The following is a 23,998-nucleotide window of genomic DNA, read 5'->3' as shown; positions in this document are numbered from 1 at the left end:
CAAGGAGTACAGATGAGGCTCGGAAGAGTCCCGGCCCTGGTGTGCGCGGCGTTGGCGATCACTCTCACAGGCGCGTGTTCGTCCACGTCGTCCGGCATCGCGGCATCCAAGGCCACCGCGTCGCCGTCGGCTGGCGACAGCTGCACGGACACGGGAAGCAACCAGCCGCCCGCAGCGCCGCCCGCCGCTGCTTCGCAGGGGCAGCCGAGTGCCGGGGCCTCCGGCAGCAGCGTCGGCCCGGGCGGCCTGGCACAGATGATGAAAGGCTTCGGCAAGACGGTCAAGCCCATCGACGACAGCACGAGTACGGTGCTCGACACCAAGGGGCAGCGGCTGGTCACGTGTGAGACGTCGTCGGTCAAGGTGACGACGAAGAAGGACGTCACGTTCTCTACGGTCACCACCCGCTACGGCGACAAGCAGCACCTCAAGCTCGACCTGCTGATCCCGCAGGGCAGCGGCGACAAGCCACTGGTCGTGTACATTCCCGGCGGCGGCTTCCACACCCCCATGAAGGGCGGCGGCGCGACCGGCGTGCAGACGTACCTCGCGCAGCAGGGGTACGCGGTGGCGAGCATCGTCTACCGCGGCCTGGAGGACGGCATCTATTCCGACGCGGTCGTCGACGCCAAGTCCGCGATCCGGTTCCTGCGCGCACACGCGAGCGAGTACGGCTACGACGCCGCGAACGTAGCCGTGTGGGGTCAGTCCGCCGGCGGCTGGCTCGCGGCGATGGTCGGCACCACCAACGGGGTGAAGAAGTTCGACGAGGGTGCCAACCTCGACCAGAGCAGTGACGTGCAAGCCGTCGTCGACGAGTACGGCCTGTCCGACCTGACCAAGGTCGCCGCCGACTTCGACGAGGCGGCCCAGAAGGAGCACCAGACCGCCACGATCACCGAGGCACAGTTCGTCAACGGCAAGAACAGCGGTAAGACCATCGCCGACGACCCTGCCGCCGCCAAGGCCGCCAATCCGATCACTTATATTGACAGCAAGGATCCCGCCTTCATGCTGGCGCAAGGCAGCGTCGACAACATCGTGTCACCCAGCCAGACCCTGCTCCTGCACACGGCCCTGCGCAAGGCCGGGGTGAGCAGCAACCGCTATGTGATCGAGGGCGAAGGGCACGGTGCAGCCGGTTTCAACACCGTGCTCTACGTGACGAAGATGGTCGGCTTCCTCAACAAGCACATCGGGAAGTGATGGATGGACGACGGCCGGGGTGACACCGGGCACACGACACCAGCCGGCAGGAGCCGGCCGGGCCCTGTGCTGCACCGAATGATCAACAATGTCACACCGGCCAGCGCCGGCCTCCTCGCCGTCGTCCTGGTCCTTCTTGCACTGCCACCGCACGGCGGTTGGCGCCAGCTGCTGGCGCTGGCCGCGATGGTCATCCTCTCCTTCGCACCGCTGGTCCTGCGCACCCGTGCGCCCCTGGCCACGGTCGCCGCGACCACCGCCATCGAGTCCGCCTACATGGCACTGCTGCCGTTCGTCTTTCCCATTCCGATCACCACCATGTGCGCGCTGCACTCGGCCGCCCTGCACAGCTCGCGACGCAGGACTTGGACGGCGGCCGCAGCGGCCGCGCTCTGCATGACCGCCTGCGCCTCAATCGGACGCCCCGCACCCCTCTTCGGAACCGGATATCTGATCATCGTCGGCTGGATCGGTCTGGCCACCGCCCTCGGCGACTCCGCACGCAATCGCACGGCATACGTGGAAGCACTGCAGGAACGCGCCGCCCACGCCGAAGCCACCCGCGAGGAGGAGGCTCGTCGGCGGGTCCTCGACGAACGGCTGCGCATCGCCCGTGAACTGCACGACTCTGTCGCCCACCAACTCGTCTCGATCACCGCCCAACTCGGCGTTGCCCGCTATCTATTCGCCCGCGGCAGGGCCGTCCCGCCGCAGACCATCGACCAGGCACACCGCAGCAGCCAGGCCGCTATGCGCGAATTGCGTTCTGCGGTGGGGCTTCTCCGGGCCGAATCCGGCGGTGAATCGCCGCGCACGCCCTTGCCGGGGCTCACGATGTTGCCGGAGCTGATCACCTGGGCCGAGGCAATGGGCATCACGGTACGGTCGAAGCACTCCGGAGCGCCCCGCCGGCCACCGGCCGGAGTCGGGCTGGCCGCCTACCGCATCCTGCAGGAGTCCCTCACCAACGTCGCCAAGCACGCCGGACCGCGCGCCGAGGCGCGGATGACGGTCGAGTACCGGGACACCGCCCTGCATCTGACCGTGCGCAACCGCCTCCTCGGGCCGGTGGCCCCGCCCGATCCGGCGTGTTACGGCATCGGGGGCATGCGCGAACGCGCCGCTGCCGTCGGCGGCACCCTGAACGCCGGCCTTGATGGAGGAGACTTCCTGGTCGAGGCCCACCTGCCGCTGGAGGTGGCTTCGTGACCATCCGCGTCCTGCTCGTCGACGACCAGACACTGCTGCGAGCGACGTTCACGATGCTCATCGACTCCGAACCGGACCTGGAAGTGGTCGGCGAGGCCGCCACCGGACGGGAGGCGGTCGAGCAGGTCCGGGCCCGGCGGCCCGACGTTGTCCTGATGGACATCCGCATGCCCGGTCTCGACGGCATCGAAGCCACCCGGGAGATCACCCGTCTGGGCACCCCGGCGAAGGTTCTCATCCTGACCACCTACGAGACCGACGAGTACGTCACCGAGGCGCTGCGCGCCGGCGCCACCGGATTCCTTGGCAAGACCGCCGACCCGGAAGAGGTCGTCCACGGCATCCGCCGTGCCGCACAGGGTCGCCCCCTCTTGTCCGCGGTCGCCACCGAGATGCTTGTAGAGCACTTCCTCGCCACACCCGATGAGACAACCACGGCCGTCGATCCGCGCTTGGAAGAGCTCACCCAACGCGAACTGCAGATGGTCGCGCTCGCCGCCGAGGGGCTCTCCAACGAGCAGATCGGGCAACGGCTCAACCTCGCCGTCCTCACGGTCAAGACCCACGTCAACCGCGCCATGGCCAAACTGGGGGTCCACGACCGCGCCGGCCTTGTCGTCCTTGCCTACCGCTCAGGGCTGGTCAACCACCTTCTTGGCTGAACCGCAGCGGATGAACGGAGCCCAGGCCACGAACGCCGTCGGGTGCAGCTCCAATGGGGACTGTAAGACGTTCGGTGTAACTCCCGATCATGGAAGATGCATCGATGACCAGTGAGAACGTGTCCGGATCCGAGGCCGTCGAGCCCGTGGAGGCTGTGCAGGCAAAGGCCGTGGACGACCAGTTGATCGACGAGCTGGTGGGCCGAGCCCAGGCCGAGGGTCTGCAGCTGACCGGTGAGGGCGGGCTGTTGCAGCAGCTGACAGCGGCTGCTGGAGTCCGCCCTGGAGGGCGAGATCACCGACCACCTCGGCTATGACAAGCACGACCCGGCCGGCAAGAACGGCCGCAACTCCCGCAACGGCAAACGCTCCAAGACCGTTCTGACCGATGTCGGACCGGTGGAGATAACCGTGCCCCGCGACCACGACGGCTCCTTCGAACCAAAGATCGTCAAGAAGCGGCAGAAGCGCCTGAGCGGCGTCGACGAGATGGTCATCTCGCTGGCCGCGAAGGGCCTGACCACCGGCGAGGTGCAGGCGCACCTGGCCGAGGTCTATGGCGCCGAGGTCTCCCGGCAGACCATCTCCACCATCACCGACAAGGTGCTGGAGGGCATGGCCGAATGGCAGAGCCGACCGCTCGACGCCGTCTATCCGGCGATGCCATCCACGTGAAGATCCGGGTTCTGTCGACGATCTTGTGATCCGGACGGCTGAGTACGTTGCTCCGCCTGTTCGCGATCATGCATCGCGTGCTCTCGTGATGTGCTTTTGGAGCTGTTTCCGTACCTGTCCGCGTTGGTGATCGAGGAGGTGAAGAGGCGACCGGGCCAGGTAGTGCTGAGAATGCGGGTGCGGGCGGCGAGTGGTTCTTGTCGGTGCGGTCAGAGCTCGGCCCGGGTGCACGGCCGGTATGTGCGCAGGCTGCGTGATGTCGCCGTGGGCGGGCTCGGTGTCGTGATCGAGTTATGCGTGCGCCGCTTCCGCTGCGAGAACCCTGCCTGCACGGCGGTGACGTTCGCCGAACAGGTCTCGGGACTGACCACCCCGCACAGTCGGCATACCCCGCTGCTGCGCGAGGTGTTGACGCAGATCGGGCTGGCCCTGGCCGGCCGGGCAGGAGCCCGGCTGGCGTCCGCGGTCGGCCTCACCATAGGTAAGGACACGCTGTTGCGGCTGGTCAGGTCCCTGCCCGAGCCGGAGATCGGCAGGGTGGAGATCCTCGGTGTCGACGACTTCGCCTTCCGCAGGGGCCGACACTACGGCACGGTATTGATCGACATGGCCACCCACCGGCCGCTGCACCTTTACGACGGCCGCGAAGGCGAGGACCTGGCCGCCTGGCTCCGCGATCACCCCGAGGTGAAGGTCATTTGCCGTGACCGTTCAAGCGGTTACTCGGAGGGCGCTCGGGTCGGGGCGCCGCAGGCCGTTCAGGTCGCGGATCGCTATCACCTGTGGGCCAACCTCGGCCAGGCGGTCGAGAAGACGGTCAACGTCCATCGCTCTCGCCTGGCCGAACCGTCTCCCGGCTCGGGCTCCACCTCCGACCACGTGGAGGTGGAGCCCGAGGTGGTCCAGCCGGCGAAAGACCTGAAGATCGTGATCCGGCTGCGTGAGCAGCATGCTGCCGCCCATGAGCTGTGGCAGCAGGGGATGTCGAAGGCGGCGATCGGCCGGAAGCTCGGGCTGCACCAGGCCACCGTCCGTAAACTGGTCAACGCCCGCTCCGCCGACGATGTCGTGGCCAAGAGCCTCCAACGAGCGCATGTCGTCGACCCGTACGTCGGCTACTTGCACCGGCGCTGGAATGAGGGCGTCAGGAACGCCGCCCAGCTCTACCGCGAGATCAGGCAACTCGGCTACCCCGGTGGCGAGTTGGCTGTTCAGCGGCATCTGCGGCGTTACCGGACCGGGCGCGGACACGCCCCCGACCCGGGACCGAAGCCTCCATCGGTCCGCGAGGTCACCTCCTGGATGATGACCCACCCTGAGCACCTGCCGGACGAGGACGCCGACAAGCTGCACCGGCTGCGTGAGCGCGATCCCGAACTCGACCGGCTCATTCTTCACATCAGGAAGTTCGCTGCGATGATGACCGGCCGCCACGGCGACCGCCTCGAAGAGTGGATCACGGACGTCGAACGGGACAGTCTGGCTCCGCTTGCGGGCTTCGCCCTCAACCTCCGCCGCGACTTCGATGCGGTCCGCAACGGGCTGTCTCTGCCGCACAGTTCCGGCGCCGTCGAGGGCAACATCAACCGGCTGAAGATGCTGAAACGCCAGATGTTCGGCAGGGCCAGCCTCGATCTCCTTCGCAAACGCGTCCTGCTCACACGGTGAGCCTCGACCGTCCGGATCACAAGATCGTCGACAGAACCAAGATCCGCGACGGTGCGGTGGCCAACCGGCCCATCTACGTGACCATGGTCGTGACCACCGAGGGCCGGCGGGAGATTTTGGGGCTGTGGGCCGGTGACGGCGGCGAGGGCGCGAAGCACTGGCTGCACATGCTCACCGAGATCAAGAACCGCGGCGTGAGCGATGTGCTGATGCCGTTCTGCGACGGGCTCAAGGGCCTGCCCGAGGCGGTGGAGACGGTCTGGCCGCGGACGATCGTGCAGACCTGCGTGGTGCACCTGCTGCGGAACTCCTTCCGCTATGCCGCCCGTCAGGACTGGGACAAGATCGCCAAGCTTTTGAAGCCCGTCTATACGGCGCCGACCGAGGAGGCCGCCCTGGACAGGTTCGCCGAGTTCGCCGACGCCTGGGGCAGGAAATACCCAGCGATCGTGAAGCTGTGGGAGAACGCCTGGGAGGAGTTCACGCCGTTCCTGCGGTTCGACACCGAGATCCGCCGCATCGTCTGCACGACCAACGCGATCGAGTCGGTCAACGCCCGTATCCGCCGGGCGGTCAAGGCCCGCGGGCACTTCCCGAACGAGCAGGCCGCGTTGAAGTGCGTCTACATGGCGATCATGTCGCTCGACCCCACGGGCAAGGGCCAGGCCCGTTGGACCATGCGCTGGAAGACCGCGCTGAACGCCTTCGACATCACCTTCGACGGCCGCCTCTCCGCAGCCCGTCAGTAACCGTCAACCCCGTTACACCGCTCGTTTGACAGACCCAACGCGAGTCATCCCGCGCGCCACGTGTGACGCGCGGGATGACTCGTGGGTGGGATGCCGGCGCCTTGCCCGCTGGGGGCGGGCGGGCGGCGGGCGGGAGGGCGCCGTGAGGACGCCGGCATCCCGGTCGGGTCAGCTCGTCACGCGGAAGGTGGCGTCACCGCGTCCCGTCGCGTTGGTGATCGGGTCGAGCCGCAGTTGGTAGGAGTAGTGGCGGATGTAGCGGTCGGGGTAGTTGTACGACTGGAACGACGACCATGTGGAGTCGGCGAGTCCGGCGACCTGGCGGAAGGTGGCGTCCTGGGCGAACTGGCTGGTGCCGTCGTTGTAGGCCAGCGAGAAGTCGAAGTTGGTGTGCCGCAGGAAGTAGCCGGGGAAGTTCACCGACTCGAAGGAGACGGTGCCAGTGCCCGCCAGGCCGGTCCGCAGCCGGAACTGGGAGTCGTCGACGGGGCTGACGTTCGGGTCGATGCGCACGTCGAAGTTGGTGTGCCGCACGTACCGGTCCTGGAAGTTGTACGACTGGAGCCGGTTGATCGCGGTGTTGGGCCACCGTGCGAGCACGCGGCTCTCCTCGGCGGCCGTCATGTTGAGGATCCAGCCGTGGCGCTTCTTGGTGCCACCCATGTTGTAGCTCGTCGATGCCTGCTTCTGGTAGCTGGCTGGGTCGGAGGGGTTGGTCGTCAGGACCGGCATGTACCCGCCGCCCGTGGCGTACTGGTCGAGGTAGAGGGCCCACTTGTTGCTGCCGTTGAACTTCATCCACATCGGGCCTTCGACCTGGGAGCCGGTGAGGCCGATGCCGGAGAGGTCGCCGAGGTTGGTCCACGTCCCCAGGATCGAGTTGCTGCCCTCGAGCGTGATCTGGCCGTCGCCGGAGGCCCGCACGTAGCGGTAGTTCCCCACGCCGGACGGCACCTCGATGATCTGGGTGTCGATGATGCCCTGGGTGCCGGGGCGGTCGATGTAGAGCTGCGGGGTCGTGATGCTGCGGAAGTCCGAGGTGCGGGCGTAGTAGATGCGGTGCTTGAGCACGCCGTTCAGCGTCGCGTTCGTCGCCCAGTACAGGACGTAGTCGTTGGTCGCCGGGTCCCAGATCGCCTCAGGGGCCCAGGCGTTGCGCCCGTCGGGGATCGCGTCGGCGACGTTGAGCAGCCACGGCTGCGACCAGGTGACCAGGTCCGTGGACTCCCACACCACCAGGTTGCGGCTGCCGTTGGTCTGGGCGTCGCCCCACGACTGTCCGCAGTTGATGCACAGGTCGGTCGCGATGATCCAGTACTTGCTCCCGTCGGGGGATCTCACCAGTGCGGGGTCGCGCACCCCCTTCGTACCGACCGTGGAGCGCAGAACCATGCCGCCGCCGTTGAGGTCGTTCCAGTTCACGCCGTCCGTGCTGTGCGAGAGGTACATCTGCTGATTGGTCGACCCCTCCCCGGTGAAGTGCACCATCAGGTAGCCCGGATCAGCGGCGGCGGCCCGCTGCGGTGCGGTCAGGGTTTGGCATGTGAGGAGAAGGCCGACGGCGACCAAGAGCGTCGCCAGCCGTGAGAACAGCGCGGATATGTACACTTTTTTGTCTTTCTTCGAGTGCCTTGATCACATGAGAGTGGGGTCAGCGGACCGTCCAGCAGGCGGCCGGTGCTGTTTCCAGGGACGTCTGGGTCTGCCCGGGGGATCAGTGATGACGGCGGCCAGGCGCGTGTGTGGCTTTCACGTTCGTGACCACTGGAAGCTGGCGGCTGTGCCGCAGGTGCGCTGTTCGAGCAGGGCGGCGTCCGCGGTCGAGGCGCCGACGACGTTGACGCACTTGCCGCTGTGGCGGACTTTGAGCTGGTTGTATCCGTCGACGGCGACCCACTGGAACTGCTGGTTCCGGCCGGAGTGGCAGGGGTACTGGATGATGTCGGCCCCGTCGGCGGTGGACACGTTGTTCACGTCCAGGCACTTGCCGCTGTTGAGGCTCTCGATCTGGAAGTAGCCGTCGCCCACGTCGACGAAGCGCCACTTCTGCCAGGGCTTGCCGTTCGAGGTGTACTGGCCGATCTTCGCGCCGTTGTCGGTGTTGGGTGCCTGGACGTCCATGACCTTGCCGCTGTTGCGGTTGGTCAGCCGGTAGTACGTCACCACCGGCTCGCCGGACGGAACGGTCAGCGCGGTGCCCGTGGCCACCGGCACGCCGAGGTTCGGTGACCCGTCCGTGTTCCAGGTGATCTTCTGGATCCGGGTGGTGCGGGTGGTGCCGCAGCCCTGGGACGAGGAGGAGTTGGCGTGGTAGACGATCCAGTCCTCGGTGCCGTCCGGGGACTGGAGGAAGCCGTTGTGGCCCGGACCGTACACGCTGTTCGTGTCACTGCGCTGGAAGGCCGGCTCCGTGCTCTTGACCCAGGAACTCGCGCTCAGCGGGTCGCTGCCGGTGAGGGTGAGCAGGCCCAGCTTGTAGTCCGGGCCCTGGCAGGCGCTGGCCGAGTAGGTGAGGAACGTCTTTCCGTCGTGCTGCACCGCGACCGGGCCCTCGTTCATCGGGGTGCCCTGCTTCTCCCAGGAGTAGGTCGGGGTGGAGATCTGCGTACGGGATCCGGTCACGGTCCACGGATTGCTCAACTCGACGATGTAGATGCTCGGATCGGATCCGGCCCACTGCGGCGTCGGCACCCCCGACCAGGTGAAGTAGAGCCGGCCGTTGATGGTGACGACGCTGCCGTCGATGCCCCACCAGTCGTTCGCACCGAAGATCATGCCCTTGTACGTGTACGGGCCGAGCGGGTCGGTGCCGGCGCTCTCCAGCACGTGCACGCGCTGGTCCTCGATGTCGCCCGTACCGGCGGAGTAGTAGATGTACCAGCGTTTGCCGTTGGGGCCGTCGAGCAGGTGCATCTCCGGCGCCCATATGTAGTGGTCACGGCCGGCGGCGTGGGCACTGAACACCGGCACCGGCGCCGCTGCCTTCAGCGCCTCGATCGTGGGCGCCTTCCGCATCGTCAACGCCCCGCTGTACGGCGTCGTCATCAGGTAGTAGTTGCCGCTGTAGTAGGTCATGTACGGGTCCGCGCCGGAACTGTTGAGCGGGTTCGTGAACGTCGCCGTGGCCGCCTGCGCGCCGGGTGCGGTCACCACCGTCCCGAACGTCAGACCACCGACGAGGGCGGCGAGAGCCGTCGCCGTGGCGCACAGCCCCCGGAGGAGAGAAGAGCTTTCCCGCACCCGAGTATTTGAACTGCCCATGACAGAAACATCCTTGTTCGCGTCGGGGAGCGTAAGCGCGGTGTCCTTTCAAAACGCGTTGTCGTGCCGGGCCGTGCGCTCGGACGCCGTCGCGTTTCTGTCACGACCCGGGATATCGGGGGTGGTTGTGCCGTTCGTCCGATTGAGGTGGTGGCGGACGACCAGAACCCGTCCAACGCAGTCGCTTGCGTAGGTCGGATACGCGAGCGAGGTGAGAGCAACGGCCCATTTTGTTCGAAATTTAGAATGCCGTTTGGAAATTCGGCCAGACGCTATAGGGACGGTAAGAAGGTGTCAAGACGGCTGGGGGAAGAGGGGCCGGCTGCCGTGGCGATGAGTTCGGCAGAAAGCTGTTACGCGATCCGTCCGGCAAGGGGCCGCCGCATCCTCGCTGGTAACCTGCGGCGCCAACCGTCGTTTGTCGGAAAGTCGTTGAATTTGGTATCAGCTGTTTCAGCCCGGTGAGCCCGAGTCCCGCTTTCATGGTCCCGGGCATGGGCGATGGGTCCAGGGTGTCGTATGAGTAGAGGTGCCCGGTGCCGTTGTCCCGCAGGGCTGGGAGGATCCAGGTGGTGGGCCAGCCGTGGAAGGTGCCGATCTCGACCACCGTCTCCGGTCGGGCCTCGCGCAGCAGGAGGTAGGTGATCTCCGCCTCCAGGCCGTCGAGTTGGGCCTTCAGCGAGGTTGGCGGTGGGTGCAGTTTCCGCTGCTTCTCGCGGACCCGGTCGAGGTCGGCGGCGTAGGTGCCGTACAGCCGGATGATGTGGTCGGTGTCGATGGTCAGGTGCATGCGCGCACTCCGTGGAGACCGGTCCTGGTGGGTAAGGGCGCGGTGACGCCAGGGCGCTAGAACGCGGCAGCACGTCACACTCGGGTGTCAACTCCGCTATGGCAGTGCGTGGCTGCGGCGACATCGCCGCGCTCCTGCAAGCGGGGTGGAGACCGCGATGCAGTCTTCCCGCGCCGCGGGGACCACGGCCTCGGTCCAACGGCCTGAACAACCGGACCTGGCAGGTGGAACCTCGGCCGAATAGCGGATTGATCGGGCACGGGCAGGCGGAGTCCGCGTGAGTCCTCGAACGGCGCCCGCAGCATGCGGCCCCCCATTCAGCAGCCGGATCGTCGGCCTCGCCACGGCGCGTGGACGCCTCCAGATGATTCAGCCACACAGAAACCTATGAGAAACGACAGAACCATTGACCTGTCGGTGCCCCACCTCTACTTTCTGACCGACCCAGCGATCCCTGTGCGGTATTTCGGACGGAATCCAGTGTCCTCGCGATGTCAGTTTCCCCCTCCCCTCCCGCTGGAGAGCCGCATGTCGCACACCACTGCTCGCAGATGGGCCAGACGCGTCACCGCCCAGGTCCTCGCCGTCGGACTCGGCGTCATAGGTCTGGCGGCCCTCGACCGACAGGAACCCTCGGCGCCCCTGTCCGCCGAACCGGCCGCCGTGAGAGGGCTTCTCGAAACCGAGTGTGTGGCTGGGTTTGTGCTGGTCAGGCATGATGCCGGGGTGGGTGAGGTAGGTCCGGTGCGTCCGTGGAGGTGGCGTGCTGGAGGTGTGTGATGGCGTCGGTGCTGGGGCGGCTGGAGGAGCGGGAGCGGGCGGCCCGGAAGCGGGTGGAGGAGTTGCAGGCTGAGCTGGAGGCGGCGCAGTCGGAGTGGGACGAGTGGCTGATCGCCCGCAAGCGGGTCGGCGAGGTGTGGGAGGCGGGTGAAACCACAGGCCAGGAGGGTGTGGCGGGGAAGACGCCGGAGGGGGACAAGGCCAAGACGTCGTCGGCGGCGAAGCCCGGGTCGCTGGTTCCGGTCTGGCGGGAGGGGTTGTCGGCCGAGGTACTGGCACCGGAATATCAGCAGGTCATGGGCCTGCTGGCCGAACGCCGCGCCACTGGCGGTCAGCCACTGAACTGCCGTGAGATCACTGCCTTGTTGGGGCTGGAGGTGGTTGCGGCGAAGACGGAGGGCGTGCGGTGCAAGCTCAAGCGGCTCGTTGCGCGGGGATGGGCGCACGAGCCGGTGCCGGGCCGGTTCGCCTGTGGCGACGGCCGAGTCGGCGGGTCATGACCATGGTCATCGACCACAGGATCATCGCCTCCGACGACGCGGGCAGCCGCTCGTAGTCGCGGGCGAGGCGCCGGGAGCGGGTGAGCCAGGCGAAGGTCCTCTCGACGATCCACCGTCTGGGCAACACGACGAAGCCTGTCTGGCTGTCGCTGCGGCGGATGATCGTCAGTATCAGGTTCAAAGCGGTCGCGCACCAGCCCACCAGCATGCCGGTGTATCCGCTGTCCGCCCACATCCGCCTGAGCCGGTGATGCCGCCGTGCGGCCTGAAGGAGGAGGTCCTGGGCGGCATCCCGGTCCCCCGTCGAGGCGGGGGTGACCAGGACCGCCAGGATCAGGCCGAGGGTGTCCACCACGATGTGCCGCTTACGCCCTTTGATCTTCTTCCCGCCGTCATAGCCGCTGGTCGTGGCCGCGACCGTGGACGTGCCTTTCGCGGACTGCGAGTCGATCGCCCCCGCCGTCGGCTCCGCATCCCGGCCCTCCGCTTCACGGGTCGCGGCGCGGAGCCGGTCGTGGAACTCGCCGATCAGCCCCTGCTTCCGCCACCGGTTGAAGAACCGGTGCACCGCCTTCCACGGCGGGTAATCCGCGGGCAGCGCAGGCCACTTCACGCCGTTGTCCACTAGGTACCGGATCGCGTCGAGTATGTCCCGGTGGCAGTACTCCTCCGGCCGGCCACCCCGGCCCTCGGCCCACGCCGGTACCGGGATCATTTCGCGGACCGCGGCCCACTCCGCGTCCCTCATGTCCGTCGGATAGCAGTGCCCGCCGGACGGATTGTCCGCGGCGTTGCCGTACGTGTGGGCGAAGCAGTCGCACGTCCGCGTGTCCGGAATGGACTCTTTCACAGCAGACCGATACAACTGCGGCAACAGGGCCTCCCGGTGAGCAGTGGCGTAGACACCCTCTGTGCTACCGAGAGGCCCTGTCTTCATGCCCCCGCGCGGCCACAATCACCTGAACAGCACACCCGTACGGAACCCCCAGCCACACACTCGGTTTCGAGAAGCCCTCTAACGCACTCCTCTAATCTTGCTTGTCCTGCGGGCATGGTGTGTTCCTAGGTTCAGAATTGCTACCTTCGGGTGTGACTCCAAGGATCTCTCGGTTGATCAAGTGATGCGACTGGGGATCTCTCGGGGGACTACCTCAATATGACGCCAGCGTATCGCCTCATGAGCCCCAATCACGTAGAGGGCCGATACACACTCTTCATGCCCCGCAGCGAGCCGCGTCCGATACGTGACCTGCGTCAAGAGGGGAGATGCCTGTGCACATGAGGTCCGACGCCGTGCTTCAACGTCGCGTCCTGCGCGAGGACTTCGCCAAGGGGTGAGAGCGTGCTGTTTCCCAGTACGTGCCGACCTGACAGAACTACGCTGGCGGGGTGACCCTCATGGCTCCCCAGATTGCCCAGCTGCCCGCTGATCCGTCGTTGGTCAGCCTCGTTTACCACCACGAACACCCCGTCCGAGTGTACGAGTTCGAGAACACGCTGGAGGTGTGGACGGTGTCCGCCCGGATCGACGCGGACGTCCTGGCGGAGGATCTGGCCGCCTACAGCGACATGGACCAGGAGGCGCTGGACGCGGTCCAGGACGTCACGGTGGGCAGGATGTCGTTCGTGCGGGTGCGGATGTTCGGCCCGGACCATCCGTTCGAGGCGATGGACTCCTACACCGGGGACGTCTCCCGCATCGGCGAGGTGGTGCTGGACGTCGCTGACGGCCAATGGGAGCCAGCCTTCGAGGCCGCCCTCGCACACCCCGTCGGTGACCTGCTCATCATGGACCGGGTCATTCTGGAACCACTGTGGCGCGGACTGGGCCTGGGCCCGGTACTGGCAGGTGCCGCCATCCGCCGCCTCTCGCAGGACTGTGTCGCGGTGGCGTGCGAGCCCGGATCGGCCGACGGCCGCGAGCTGACCGAAGCCCAGCATCGCGAAGCCGCAGCCAAACTGAGCCGCGTATGGGAGCGGATCGGCTTCGAACCCTTCCAGGACGGCGTACACATCCTGGACTGCCACCTGCAGCGGCCCCAGGACCTCCTTGCCGAACCCCAGGAGGAGTTCAACGCGCTGTGCCGCGCCTGGCGGGAGCACCACCGGCCGTAGGGCTCATGATTCAGCCCGGCACGTCAGCACCGGTCGCTGCGACCTGTTGCGGCAGGCTGGAGCCGTCCGGTTACGCTGCCTGCCCTCCGACGCCGGGGCGCCAGTGCTTGCTTCGGCGTCGTGGCTGGCTCCGCCATCGGGGGCCGCCCCGGCACGCTTCAAGCGCACCGGGGGGCAGCAAGAGCGCTCGTCGCTGCCGGTATGGATGATCAGCACACCGTCCCCTGAGGCCTCGCCCGGATCGACACCGCCTGGAACACGCTCGGCCTACCGGCCCATCCCCGTGACGCGACGGGCCGGTTCCTGCTCGTGCGCGCGCCGGCCCGCCGCTTGGTTGGTCATCTAGAAGAGGCCCTTGTAGCCCTGCCAGCCGGTGGCGATCTTCGTGCGCGCCCCGAACGATCCCTTGCCGTCGCCGTTGTTGCGCCAGACGTTGCCCGCGCTGTCCCGGGAGACCAGGTCGGCCTTGCCGTCGCCGGTGATGTCGCCGACGCCGACGATCACGTTGTACGAGCCGCCCCAGTTGGAGAACACCTTCGTCCGGGCGCCGAACGTGCCGTTGCCGGTGCCGTAGTACCGGTACAGGTTGTTCGCCGTGTCCTGCGCGAGCAGGTCGCCGATGCCGTCGCCGTTCAGGTCCCCGGCCCCGACGACCTTCTTGTACGTCTTCCAGTTGTCGTAGAGCTTCACCCGCGCCGACAACGTGCCCGCGCTGGTGCCCTTGTAGAGGTACACGGTCCCGCTCGAGGAGTTCCGTGCGATCAGGTCCGGGCGCCCGTCCTTGGTCACGTCACCGGGCGCGGTCAGCACGTCGTACTGGTTCCAGCCGGACGTGCCCAGCGAGTTGTACGGCGTCGACGTCTTCAGCACGGCCCCACAGCCCGGCCGGTAGGCGCGCAGGGCGCCGCTGCCCAGCCGCACCAGGACGTCGTTGCACCGGTCCGCGCTCAGATCGCCGAACGAGACGAACCTGGCGCTCGTCGGCCACCCGCTGCCGCTCACCTTCCCCGAGAACGTGCCCTTGCCCGTGCCCTGCTGGAACGCGAGCGCGCCGGAGGAGTCGAGAGTGAGCAGGTCGCCGATGCCGTCCCGGCCCGCGTGATCCCGCCGCACGGGAGCGGCGAGAGTCCCGGCCGTCATCAGATGGATGCGTTCGCCGGCGTCCACGAAAGCCACGCGGCCGCTGTCAGGATCCAGGGTCCAGCGGACGCGCCGGTCCGAGGTGCTGCCCTCGGGCATGAGGTTCTTGGTCGCGGGCAGATCGGCCAGGTCGGAGGTGACCGCCTGCCCGGAGCGGACGTCGGTGCGCACCAGCTTGCCGCGCTCGTTGTCATGGCGGACCAGGAACCCGTCGGCCAGCAGCGCGTCCCCCACGGGCACGGCCACCGACCGTCCGCGGGAGCGGTCGAACACGCCGGCCTTCTGCTGCGCGGCGCACGCCCAGTAGACGAAGCGGCCGTTGACCTGCAGCTCGCTGGGCACGCACGCCGAGCCGACGTTGACGTCGACCGCCGCGGCCGTGGAGCCGAGGCGGCTCATCGACAGGTGCCCGGCCGTGGAGGTCGTGGTCCACAGCTGTCTGTCCCACAGGGTGGCGGCCACGGCGGTGCGGGTCGAGATGACCTTGGACTGCGTCCAGTCGACGAGGAACTGCTTCTTGTTCGGGCCGCCCGCGAGCAGCGCGTACCGTCCTTCCGCGGCGCTCACCTCACCGTAGAAGCCGTCAACGGTCAGCGTCTGGACGTCACCGGTGGGTGTACGGCGGTGTATCAGCTGGGAGTTGTCCAGGTCGTTGTAGACGACGGATCCGTCGCCCGCGCCGAACAGCCGCACACAGCTGTTCACGAAGATGCACGGCTTGACCCCTCCGCCGGCCTGGCGGACCGGCCCCACCTGGGGGACCGCGTCGGCCGACACGGTGCGCGTGTTGAACATGACGTCGTAGGACGGGGGCGCGGTCTGGTCGGTCCAGGCAAGGGTTCCGCCCACCAGCGAGAGTCCGTCGACGGGCGCGGGAACCGGCGGCAGGTCCATCAGTTCATCGGCGACGATCTGTCCGTCCGGCGTCTCGGAGATGCGGTGCATGCCCCAGTGCGCCTTGTCGGGACCGCCCACCACGACAGCCGATCCGTCGGCCGACGCGTGGATCCAGCCGTCCATCTGCGGGAGCAGGGTGCGCCATTCGCCCGCGTCGGTGAGGGGCCGGGTGAGTATGGCACGGGTCTCGTCGCCGTAGGTGGCCACCACGACGTCGTCACCGACGACCGTGAAGTCGGTCTTTCCCACGGTGCCCTGGAAGGGAACGGTGATCACCGGTCCGTCCAGCGCGTCGCGACGCAGCAGCCGCGCGCCGGCTCCCGGATACCACCAGCCGACGTAGCCCTCGTTCAGGACGGGCAGCCGGGCCGAGTTGGTGTTGTAGGGGGCGAACAGCTTGGTCCAGGTCCCGTCGCGGACGTCGACGAGGACGAGCTGGTAGAGGAAGACCTGGGGGTCCTCGGTCGGCACGCGGTAGCGCAGCAGCAGCGAGCGGTCGTCCTTCCCGCTCAACGCGAGGAGCTTCGCGTCGGCGGGCCAGCCGGTCACCTTCGTGTCCTCGGTGCCGCCCCCGGCCGCCTGCTTCAGCAGATGCAGTTCGCGTACGTTGGTCGAGCCGCCCAGGTAGGCGACCACGACACCCTGGCCAGCCGTCCCCGCATAGGTCAGACCGGTCGGGACGGTCACCGAGCCGCGGTCCTCGCCGGAGCCCATCGCGCGGAACCGCACGACGCGCCGGCCCTCGGCATCGGTCGACAGGGTGTAGGTGGTGTCCGACTGGGCGAGCGCATTGGGCTGCTGAGTGCCGGCGAACTCGGTCACCGCTCGGGTCTGGCGCGTCGCGTAGTCGGTCCAGAGCCAGCCGCTGGATCCCTCGGGATTCGACAGCACACCTGTGTCGCCGAAGCCGATGAACACCGGGTTGCGCGTGGCGCGCCGGTCCGCGGCGGGGAGCACGACCTCGCCCGCCGCGGCGACCTGGTCCGCCACGACGGCCACCGCCGTCCCCGTCGGCACGGCGCCCGGAGCACCCGCGGCGAGGGCGACGGTCACAGCCAGGGCCGCACCCCCTCTGCCGAACAGACAGCGTCGCACGACCTTGCTGACCCCCACGGAACCCCCCGGCCCCTCGCCCTGCCGGCTGCGACCCCGATGGCCCCGACAGTCTGTGAATGAAATGTGCATGCCCTGAGCAGGCGACGGGAGCCTATCAGTGCACACCAGTGGGGCCGCCGGGATTACCGGGGCAACGGAAAAGGCCCAACGACTCGGCCGTACGGTCCCTTGTCGCAGCTCACGCTGCGTCAGCCGTTGCGCTTCCAGCGCGACTTGTCCTCGCGGCGGCCGAAGGAGCCGGTGCCACTGCCGCGATCGCGGACGGGCACACTGCGGGCGTCCCGGTGATCGCCTGCCCGACGGCACCAGCCGACCGGCAAGAGCGGCGGACGCTGTCCCGGCCATCGCCGCAGCGCGTATACGCATGTGAATCCAAATCAGAACGGGGCCAGCACGGCAGTGCCCTGCTCGACCAGACCGCGAGAGTCAGGGCCGGACGGCCCGCGTGATCAGATGGTCCGCGCGGGCCGAGGGTTTGTACGAGTTCATCGAGGCCCGACCCAGCTCCAATCCGGTCGCGTACGGGGGAGTAAGCATCCTGCTAGCTGTCACCGTGCCAGCACGACGGCATGGGACGCGGTTGCTGCCAGCATCCCGCGCGGCAGCGACGGCTGATCCAGTCGCGAAAACGACACCCGTGGTCACCCGGATCGTGCTCGAGACGGACTCGCTGCTGAGCTTGTACTGGACGCGGCGGTGGTGGGCGCCGATCCCTTGGAAGATCCAGGGGGCCATCTTGACCATGCGGACGTCGGTCTCCCCTCAGGGCTTCGGCGTAGTCGGCGGGCGTCCGTTTTGTGATCACGCGAGGCCGAGGAGCGCGAGGGGTCGGCGGGCGTCGCGCGCGTTGCGGCGGAGGCCGGAGGCGATGTTCTTCACGCCGTTCATTCGCAGGGCGCCGACGGCAAGGTTGCGCCAGGTCGCCATGGCGCGGGGTGCGTTGCCGGTCCGCAGTTGGGAGGCGTCCTCGGCGAAGGTGGTGTCGCGGACGTGGTGCAGGACTTCGATATTCCAGTGGTCGCGGATGAGCTTCGCGAGCTGGGCGGGAGTGCCCTGCTCGGCGGTCAGGCTGGTGACCGCGTAGACGGTGGTGAGGGTGGTCTTGCCGGTCTTGCGATCGGTTCGTCGGCGCTTGATCTGCACGGCCTGACGGGCGCCGGGGAAGCGCAGGTTGCCCGCGGTGGCGACCTTGATGCGACGGATCTCGGCGCGGCCGTGGCCTGTGCCGTGGGTGCGGCCTTGGAGCGGGATGTCCTTCCAGGGCAGGGACTTCAGCTGCTTACACAGGTTCTTCTGGTTGCCCTTGACGATGGCGATGTAGTGGGCCCGGCGGCCCAGGAGGTAGGCGGCATGCTCGCGTTGCGTGTGGAGCGCGTCGCTGGTGACCACGGTTCCGGCCAGGTCGGCGACGTTGTCCAGCAGCGGCTGGAAGCGCCTGGTCTCCCCGGTCTTCTCGCCGACGTCGAGCTGAGCCAGGACGAGCCCGGTGGTGTGCTCCACCGCAGCAAGCAGGTGGATCTTCCGCCCCCGAGCCTTAGCCGCGCCGCGCAGGGACTTGCCGTCCACGGACAGTCCGCGCAGCCCGGCGCTCGCAGGCCGACGATCGGCAAGCCATCCGCCCACCGCCCGATCCAGGGCGTCTCCGTCGATGCGGGTCAGCAGCCGGCGGACCGTCGCCTCGCCGGGACCAGCCGCCGAGGCAGCACCGGATCAGGGCACACGCCGAGTCCCTCCAGTACCTGCGGTGGCGCGTCCGCGATCCACTCGCCGACTGCCAGCAGCGAGGTCGCGCCGGCCAGCACCGCGCACGCGGTCAGCGTGAGCACGACGGACAGGGCGTGCCGCACTCCGCGCGGATCGCGCGGGTCCGGCACCTGGGTCAGCCGCTCCAGCAGGCCGGGCACCTCGCCGGGGCCGACGTCGAGATGCTCTCGGAGCTGGTCAAGGGCGAGCGGGATCGCGGATGATGCGTCGGCAGGCACGGTCTTCCAGGCAGGTCACGAGGGCGTAGAGCACTCCACGATCACGGGACCTTCCCGGTATCGTCCTCAGGTCACATCAACGCCGCAGCCTTGCCTGCCACCCAGGTCTGCCAGACATGACGGGTGTTCGGCAGGTCAGGGCGGTCAAGGAGCCAGAGCACATACCCTGCATGGCACCGGGCCCACGGACTGTCGGAATCGGCTGCCCGATCGAGCCTGCCGCGCAGGTCAGCGCTGTCGACAGCCCGGGCAACCCACACGTACTCGCGGTCCTTGCAGTGATACTCACGGTGGACGACGATCTCGACCAGGTCGGTGAGCTTCGCCTTGATCGCCTCCTCCTGGCGAGCACGGGCCACCTCCCGGATCAGGCTCTGCTTCGTACCCCACGCCTTCGCATGCTGCGTCCAGTCCTGCGGGAATCTCGCTTCCCACTCCAGGAAGAGCAACGCATAGGGCAACCCCGGCCAAGTCGCCAGATCCTCGCTCACAGGGCGACCCCACAGCCCGTCAGGCAGCGAACGTCTTTGCGCCTGCTGATACCTCCGACGCGCCTTGAGAAAGGCCGGCTCCCGGTACTGCTCGTCCGCTCCCAGGGGCCGCGTCAGCCGCCACATCTCGTTGAACCGACCGAGCGCGTCCACGACCTGCCTCCGTGCCTCAGCCAGATGGGCAAGCGCTGCGGTCCTCGCAGCCGGATCATCCGCTATCAGTCCGAACGCCCAGCTCAGTCGCTCATCCCATACACAAGCGTCGTCCGCACCAGTACATGCCTCTTCAGCCACGCAGGAGATCATCCCCCAGCACAGTCGGCTCGCTCCACCTGACGGTGCTGGCAGACGCAACAGCTCCGAGGCGTACGTCCGTGAGCAGGGAACCGCACGCTCGCCCTCCTTCAGCTCACGTGATCACGAAACGGACGCCCGACGACTACGCCGACGCCATGGGTCTCCCCTGGCGTAACTGCGATCTCTCGGGTTGTTGTCGGTGGTGGTGAGAGTCGGTCGCGCTGGTCCAGGGGTTGGTGTTACGGGGCTGGTCGGTGGGTGTTTGTGGGTGGGCGGGCCGCTGTCATGAGGTGAGAGATTGATGGGTGGGATCGCTGTCGTGGGGCTTTATCGCATGGCAGCTGATGCTGTCTCAGGTTCGAGAGTTCTTATGCGGTGAGGTGGGCCGGGCCGGTGTGATCGTGGAGTGGAAGAGGTAAGTGACCTGTCGCATTGAAGGTTGAGCGGTTCTCATCGAAGGTTGAGTGAGGACACGGTGCAGGTGAGGGGCAGGGGGTCCGGGGACTATCGGAACCGGTTCTGGCGGTAGGGCTCAGCGCTCTCCAGTTACCGGCCGCCGAGGCGGCCGACCTGCCAGTGCCCCCGACCCGTGACGTCCACGAACATCGCGTGGGCGGCCAGCACATCCAGGACGGCCGCCATCCGCCCGGTGTGCCCGGCACCGGGGACGGCCTCGCCCAGGCGCTCCCGCATCGCCCCGGGCGTTGACCTCGGCATCGCAAAAAACCACGATAGCCGTCGCGGCGGCGCCTTTGCGGGTGCGTCACTCCATCGGGCGATTGAGCTGCGAAGACGCCCCCGGGTCGCATCTGATGCGAAATTCTCGCATCAGATGCGATAGACGGAGAGTGATCGTGGGTGGGTGGGGACGGTCCCATGCCGGGATCTGCTCGACAGCACCTGGTGGTCGGCCTGCCGCTGCTGCGGCCGGACCCCCGGGACAGAACACCTAGCCCGCCCGGGCGGCGGTGAGGTGGGCGTCCACGGCGACGACACCGTCGACGCCCTGGCAGAGGCCCACGACCACAGGAACGAGGCGTGGTTCCGGGACGTGACCCCGAAGGGTGACGACCCCGTCCTGGACCTCGACCGCGACGGTGCCCTCGTCCAGGCCGAGGATGCGCCCCAGGACGTCCTGCTCGACCTCGCCGCGGATCTCGACGTCGGAGCGGATGAAGGCGTCGAGCAGGTCACTGCGGGTGACGATGCCGGTGAGGAGCCCGTCGTCGCCGACCACCGGCAGCTGCTTAACGTGCCGCTTGCGGAGTTCCCGTGCGGCCCGGGGGATCGTCCAGTCGGCGCGGGCGGTGAAGACGGGGCTGCTCATGAGCGCGCCCGCGGTCCGGGCCCGGGCCTTGCCCCAGGCACGCTCGTCGTTCCCGTCCTGACTCTGCGGATCGGGCATGCCGGTCTCGTGCCGCAGCACGTCGGACGCGGACACGACACCGACGGGAGCGCCGTCGTCGTCGACGACCGGGGCCGCGACGATGTCGTTCGCGTCCAGCAGGGCGGCGACCTCCTGGAACGGTGTGCTGGGGCGGAGGGTGACGACATCCTCGGTCATCACGTCACCGACCGTGCGGCGGTACAGCATGGCATCGGCCTCCTCCGCTGTGCGACGGGGCGGCCGCGCCCCTGCCGGCTCGTCCACGCCGTCTTCCCTACCCATGACAGCACTGCGCCGCTCCGGCGGCCAGTGACGTTCGGCCTGGCGGGGAGGGCTGGCGGTCCCACGGCCAGGAGTGCGACCGAGTGCGCGGTAGACGCTGGGCGCCTGGCGCTTGCGCTTGTCGATGGGGATGATCAGGTCACGCCGACTGGAAGCTCACGAAGCGCGGGTTCGGACCGTGGGCGAGGATCTACCGCCCCGCGCAGGGTCCGGAGCGGGCCTGCGTGCAGCTGTGCATCCCGTCGTGGAACGCGCTGGACACCCGCCACTGGGGCGAGGCCGCCCAGCTCCCGCCGGCGGAGCTCGCCCGGGTGCTGGGCGTGTACGCGTCGCGGGTGATGACGCCGCGCGGATCGACCGCCGTGACCGGTCTGGAGCTGATGACCGCGCTGCGCGACCCGCGCCTCCGAACCGGACGCCGACGGCAGGCGGCACTCCGAGCACAACCCCGGCTCGCTGGGCAAGGACCCGGTGGACTGCGCGCCGTGCGAGGCCCCCGACGGGCACCCTCTCCTGGCGGACCTGCCGCGCTTCCACGTCCGGGGACCGGCGGAGAAGTTGTTCGAGGAGGCGTACGACTGGGCGCGGCCGATGACGGATGCCGAGTGCACCCTGCGGCATCTGGTCGGCGTCGACGTGAACATGGCCTTCGCCGCCGGCGCGAACGGCCTGGTCGTCGGTCTTGGTGCGCCCACCCACGTCAAGGCGCCGGTGTTCGATGCGAAGCTGCCCGGCTCGTGGCTGGTCGACCTCTCCCATGTGGACCTGTCGAGGGTGAAGGTCGGCAAGGACAAGTGGGCGGACCTGGACGCGGGTCTGCTGCCCAGCCCGTTCACGCCGAAGGGCGAGCAACCGCAGGGCCCGGCCTGGTACGCGACGCCGACCGTGGCCTACGCGGTGGAGCTCGGCTACGACGTCGCGCCGCTCGAGGCGTATGTCCGCTACGAGAATGGCCGCTATCTGGACGGCTGGTACCAGCGGCTGCGTGACGCCTTCCTCGCCACGATGGCCGACCTCGGCGTGCACGCGGACATGGCGCCGGCGGACTTCCTCGCCGCGATGGACGGCTACAAGAGCCGTGACCTCCAGCTGGCGATCGTCGTCTCCGCGGTCAAGGCGACGGTCAAGGGCGGCCTGGGCAAGCTGCGCGAGCGCCCACGCGGCGAAGGCTGGAAGCCCGGCGAGCTGATGAGATCTGCGAAAACGGCCAGGCCCGCTCTCGATTCCCCACTTGGTTGCGCGTGCATCGAAGGCCGGAGTCGCCCGTCCCCGTAGGGTCCGGCGGCACGTCGCCCCCGGTGAGGCGGTCCCGCTCCACCTGGAGGCGGTCGCGTTCGCTGGTCACCCGAGCGGTGGGAGGCGAGGACGTCCGCAGTGGCCAACCGGCGGCGACTGTGAAAATCGCTGTCCGATCACCGGAGCACGGTGATAGACATCCGGCGTGGAAAAGAATCTTGAGTTCCCTGACCTGCTGCGACTGATCGATGAACGGTCGACCGCCTTCCGCGCCGCGGTCGCCGCCGCGCCCGGTCTCGACGCACAGGTGCCGACCTGCCCCGGGTGGACGCTGTCCGATCTGGTGAAGCACCTGGGTGGGGGAGACCGTTTCTGGGCCGCCATCGTCGGCGCGGGGCCTGCCGACGCTCCCCCGGCCGAGGCCGTCGCTGCGCGCGCCGCTCTGGTAGTGCCTCGGGAGCGTGAGGCCCTGCTGGCCTGGCTGGCCGCGTCGACGCAGCTTCTGCTGAGCGCCCTGCGCGAGGCAGGACCGGACGCTGGCTGCTGGGCGTGGTGGAGTGCCCTGCAGACGCCGCGGACCTCTGGCGGAGTCGCCCGGCACCGGGTCCAGGAGAGCGCGGTGCACACCTACGACGTCCAGCGCACCGCGGGCGCCCCGCAGCCGCTGCCGCTCGAGGTGGCACTCGACGGTGTCGAGGAGTTCCTGTTCACCGTCTGCGCAACGCAGAGTGCCTGGCCGCACAAGCCCACGGCCTTCGACTTCCACGCCGCCGAGGGCCGCTCCTGGCGCCTCACGGTCGACGGCGACGGCGCACGCTCCACCCGCATCCCCGCGCCCACTGCCGCGACCGGCGAGGACTCGGACGCAGCCGGCGCCTCCATCCATGGCACGGCCAGTGAGTTGGTCCTCTACTTGTACGACCGTATCCCCGCCGACTCCTTGCACGTTGACGGAGACGCAGGGCTGCTCGACCTGCTCCGCGCCTGGGAGCCGGAGAATTAGGACGTAGCGGGGGCGGTTGGCCGCGCCTCGAGCCGGTAGGACACGACTCTTCGCCAGGTTCGTCAGCCGCGGCACCGGGCTCAAACCCGCGAGGCGGCCTCGGGGCGTCACCAAGCCGACCGTCTACCTGGTCAGAGCTCGAACTCACGACCTCCGCACGATCAGAGACGAGTACATCAATAGCCGGGCAACCGCCGACCGGCTCGCTCTCCGTATCCAGCGAGCCGGCGGTTCTGCGTCGAGGCCGACCCCTGGCCGCGCTCCTGGTCCCACGAACCCGCCAGATGATCATTTGTCAGGTAGGCCATAGGCAGCTGCTCTCCTCGCCAACCCGCGCAGCGGCGACCGCCGCTCTCGCCATCGGTGTACCCACCGCCCGTTCCAGCGTGGGGAATCCAAGTGAGCATGTCTGGCCAGCACCTGAGCGGCGGGTGGGGAAATTCGAAGAGCCTCATCACCTCTCGATCTGTTCAATTCGTTGGTCGGCCCCCAGGGAGATCTCTAGGGTTGAGGGCATGGCTCATGCGAAGACCTCGTACGTCTGCCTCTCTT

16 protein-coding genes and 4 pseudogenes are annotated in these 23,998 nt (G+C 68.2%); 10 read left to right on the top strand and 10 right to left on the bottom strand.

Annotation, left to right across the window (positions count from 1 at the left end):
- The first annotated feature begins 12 nt into the window (after positions 1–12).
- From ACFYO2_RS39085 to ACFYO2_RS39060, 6 genes and pseudogenes are all read left to right on the top strand, one after another.
- Positions 13–1,206 carry a prolyl oligopeptidase family serine peptidase gene (locus tag ACFYO2_RS39085; protein WP_388359292.1) on the top strand — a complete coding sequence of 398 codons (1,194 nt, stop codon included), beginning with the start codon at positions 13–15 and terminating at the stop codon, positions 1,204–1,206.
- Positions 1,207–1,284: 78 nt separating this feature from the next.
- Positions 1,285–2,415, top strand: coding sequence for a sensor histidine kinase (locus tag ACFYO2_RS39080; RefSeq protein WP_388359290.1), 1,131 nt, complete (start codon positions 1,285–1,287; stop codon positions 2,413–2,415).
- Positions 2,412–3,077 (top strand): response regulator, encoded by a 666-nt coding sequence (locus ACFYO2_RS39075; RefSeq protein ID WP_388359289.1) that lies wholly within the window; start codon positions 2,412–2,414, stop codon positions 3,075–3,077. The genes ACFYO2_RS39080 and ACFYO2_RS39075 overlap by 4 nt, the downstream gene beginning before the upstream one ends.
- Before the next feature lie 104 nt (positions 3,078–3,181).
- Positions 3,182–3,740 (top strand): annotated as a pseudogene (locus ACFYO2_RS39070) (transposase); the annotation flags it as partial.
- Positions 3,741–3,923: 183 nt separating this feature from the next.
- Entirely contained in the window at positions 3,924–5,420 is a 1,497-nt protein-coding gene (locus tag ACFYO2_RS39065; RefSeq protein ID WP_388359420.1) for an ISL3 family transposase, read from the top strand.
- Between the two features lie 38 nt (positions 5,421–5,458).
- Positions 5,459–6,169 (top strand): annotated as a pseudogene (locus tag ACFYO2_RS39060) (IS256 family transposase); the annotation flags it as partial.
- A gap of 168 nt (positions 6,170–6,337) precedes the next feature.
- On the opposite strand, the gene ACFYO2_RS39055 reads toward ACFYO2_RS39060, so the two are convergent.
- From ACFYO2_RS39055 to ACFYO2_RS39045, 3 genes are all read right to left on the bottom strand, one after another.
- Positions 6,338–7,771 carry a glycoside hydrolase family 43 protein gene (locus ACFYO2_RS39055; protein WP_388359418.1) on the bottom strand — a complete coding sequence of 478 codons (1,434 nt, stop codon included), beginning with the start codon at positions 7,769–7,771 and terminating at the stop codon, positions 6,338–6,340.
- Between the two features lie 147 nt (positions 7,772–7,918).
- Complete coding sequence (locus ACFYO2_RS39050; RefSeq protein ID WP_388359286.1) at positions 7,919–9,430, bottom strand: family 43 glycosylhydrolase; 1,512 nt, start codon at positions 9,428–9,430, stop codon at positions 7,919–7,921.
- Between the two features lie 241 nt (positions 9,431–9,671).
- Positions 9,672–10,220 (bottom strand): class I SAM-dependent methyltransferase, encoded by a 549-nt coding sequence (locus ACFYO2_RS39045; RefSeq protein WP_388359283.1) that lies wholly within the window; start codon positions 10,218–10,220, stop codon positions 9,672–9,674.
- A gap of 779 nt (positions 10,221–10,999) precedes the next feature.
- On the opposite strand from ACFYO2_RS39045, the gene ACFYO2_RS39040 reads away from it, so the two are divergent.
- The gene (locus tag ACFYO2_RS39040; RefSeq protein WP_388359280.1) at positions 11,000–11,500 is read left to right on the top strand and encodes a hypothetical protein; all 501 of its coding nucleotides are present in this window, start codon (positions 11,000–11,002) and stop codon (positions 11,498–11,500) included.
- Here ACFYO2_RS39040 and ACFYO2_RS39035 read toward each other — a convergent pair.
- Positions 11,415–12,350: an IS5 family transposase gene (locus ACFYO2_RS39035; protein ID WP_388359277.1), complete on the bottom strand. Its 936-nt coding sequence runs from the start codon at positions 12,348–12,350 to the stop codon at positions 11,415–11,417. The two genes, ACFYO2_RS39040 and ACFYO2_RS39035, sit on opposite strands and share 86 nt — an antisense overlap.
- 548 nt (positions 12,351–12,898) lie before the next feature.
- On the opposite strand from ACFYO2_RS39035, the gene ACFYO2_RS39030 reads away from it, so the two are divergent.
- Entirely contained in the window at positions 12,899–13,615 is a 717-nt protein-coding gene (locus ACFYO2_RS39030) for a hypothetical protein (protein ID WP_388359275.1), read from the top strand.
- Between the two features lie 342 nt (positions 13,616–13,957).
- Here ACFYO2_RS39030 and ACFYO2_RS39025 read toward each other — a convergent pair whose 3' ends face one another.
- From ACFYO2_RS39025 to ACFYO2_RS39000, 6 genes and pseudogenes are all read right to left on the bottom strand, one after another.
- A complete protein-coding gene (locus tag ACFYO2_RS39025; RefSeq protein ID WP_388359272.1) occupies positions 13,958–16,705 on the bottom strand; it encodes an FG-GAP repeat domain-containing protein in 2,748 nt (915 codons plus the stop codon).
- Positions 16,706–17,728: 1,023 nt separating this feature from the next.
- Positions 17,729–18,403, bottom strand: a pseudogene (locus ACFYO2_RS39020) (ISAs1 family transposase); the annotation flags it as partial.
- A 20-nt stretch (positions 18,404–18,423) separates the two neighbouring features.
- Positions 18,424–18,750 (bottom strand): transposase family protein, encoded by a 327-nt coding sequence (locus ACFYO2_RS39015; RefSeq protein ID WP_388359269.1) that lies wholly within the window; start codon positions 18,748–18,750, stop codon positions 18,424–18,426.
- A gap of 71 nt (positions 18,751–18,821) precedes the next feature.
- Positions 18,822–19,394: a hypothetical protein gene (locus tag ACFYO2_RS39010; RefSeq protein ID WP_388359267.1), complete on the bottom strand. Its 573-nt coding sequence runs from the start codon at positions 19,392–19,394 to the stop codon at positions 18,822–18,824.
- A gap of 690 nt (positions 19,395–20,084) precedes the next feature.
- Positions 20,085–20,231, bottom strand: coding sequence for a hypothetical protein (locus ACFYO2_RS39005; RefSeq protein WP_388359264.1), 147 nt, complete (start codon positions 20,229–20,231; stop codon positions 20,085–20,087).
- 256 nt (positions 20,232–20,487) lie between these two features.
- Positions 20,488–21,189: a CBS domain-containing protein gene (locus ACFYO2_RS39000; protein WP_388359262.1), complete on the bottom strand. Its 702-nt coding sequence runs from the start codon at positions 21,187–21,189 to the stop codon at positions 20,488–20,490.
- A 161-nt stretch (positions 21,190–21,350) separates the two neighbouring features.
- Here ACFYO2_RS39000 and ACFYO2_RS38995 point away from each other — a divergent pair.
- Positions 21,351–22,422 (top strand): annotated as a pseudogene (locus ACFYO2_RS38995) (transcriptional regulator); the annotation flags it as partial.
- Positions 22,423–22,648: 226 nt separating this feature from the next.
- On the top strand, positions 22,649–23,446 hold the full coding sequence (locus ACFYO2_RS38990; RefSeq protein ID WP_388359260.1) for a maleylpyruvate isomerase family mycothiol-dependent enzyme: 798 nt from the start codon (positions 22,649–22,651) through the stop codon (positions 23,444–23,446).
- Positions 23,447–23,998: the final 552 nt, after the last annotated feature.

It is taken from the genome of Streptomyces sp. NPDC006602, from assembly GCF_042870385.1.
Lineage (GTDB): Bacteria > Actinomycetota > Actinomycetes > Streptomycetales > Streptomycetaceae > Streptomyces.
Note: the sequence above shows the minus strand (reverse complement) of the source record. Positions and strands in the feature narration are given on the sequence as shown.

What these genes read in the sequence shown, in the direction of transcription:
- ACFYO2_RS39085 (WP_388359292.1), top strand. Translation starts at nt 13, where the DNA reads ATGAGGCTCGGAAGAGTCCCGGCCCTGGTGTGCGCGGCGTTGGCGATC.
- ACFYO2_RS39080 (WP_388359290.1), top strand. Translation starts at nt 1,285, where the DNA reads ATGATCAACAATGTCACACCGGCCAGCGCCGGCCTCCTCGCCGTCGTC.
- ACFYO2_RS39050 (WP_388359286.1), bottom strand. Translation starts at nt 9,430, where the DNA reads ATGGGCAGTTCAAATACTCGGGTGCGGGAAAGCTCTTCTCTCCTCCGG.
- ACFYO2_RS39005 (WP_388359264.1), bottom strand. Translation starts at nt 20,231, where the DNA reads ATGCGGGAGCGCCTGGGCGAGGCCGTCCCCGGTGCCGGGCACACCGGG.
- ACFYO2_RS39030 (WP_388359275.1), top strand. Translation starts at nt 12,899, where the DNA reads ATGGCTCCCCAGATTGCCCAGCTGCCCGCTGATCCGTCGTTGGTCAGC.
- ACFYO2_RS39040 (WP_388359280.1), top strand. Translation starts at nt 11,000, where the DNA reads ATGGCGTCGGTGCTGGGGCGGCTGGAGGAGCGGGAGCGGGCGGCCCGG.
- ACFYO2_RS39065 (WP_388359420.1), top strand. Translation starts at nt 3,924, where the DNA reads ATGCGGGTGCGGGCGGCGAGTGGTTCTTGTCGGTGCGGTCAGAGCTCG.
- ACFYO2_RS39045 (WP_388359283.1), bottom strand. Translation starts at nt 10,220, where the DNA reads ATGCACCTGACCATCGACACCGACCACATCATCCGGCTGTACGGCACC.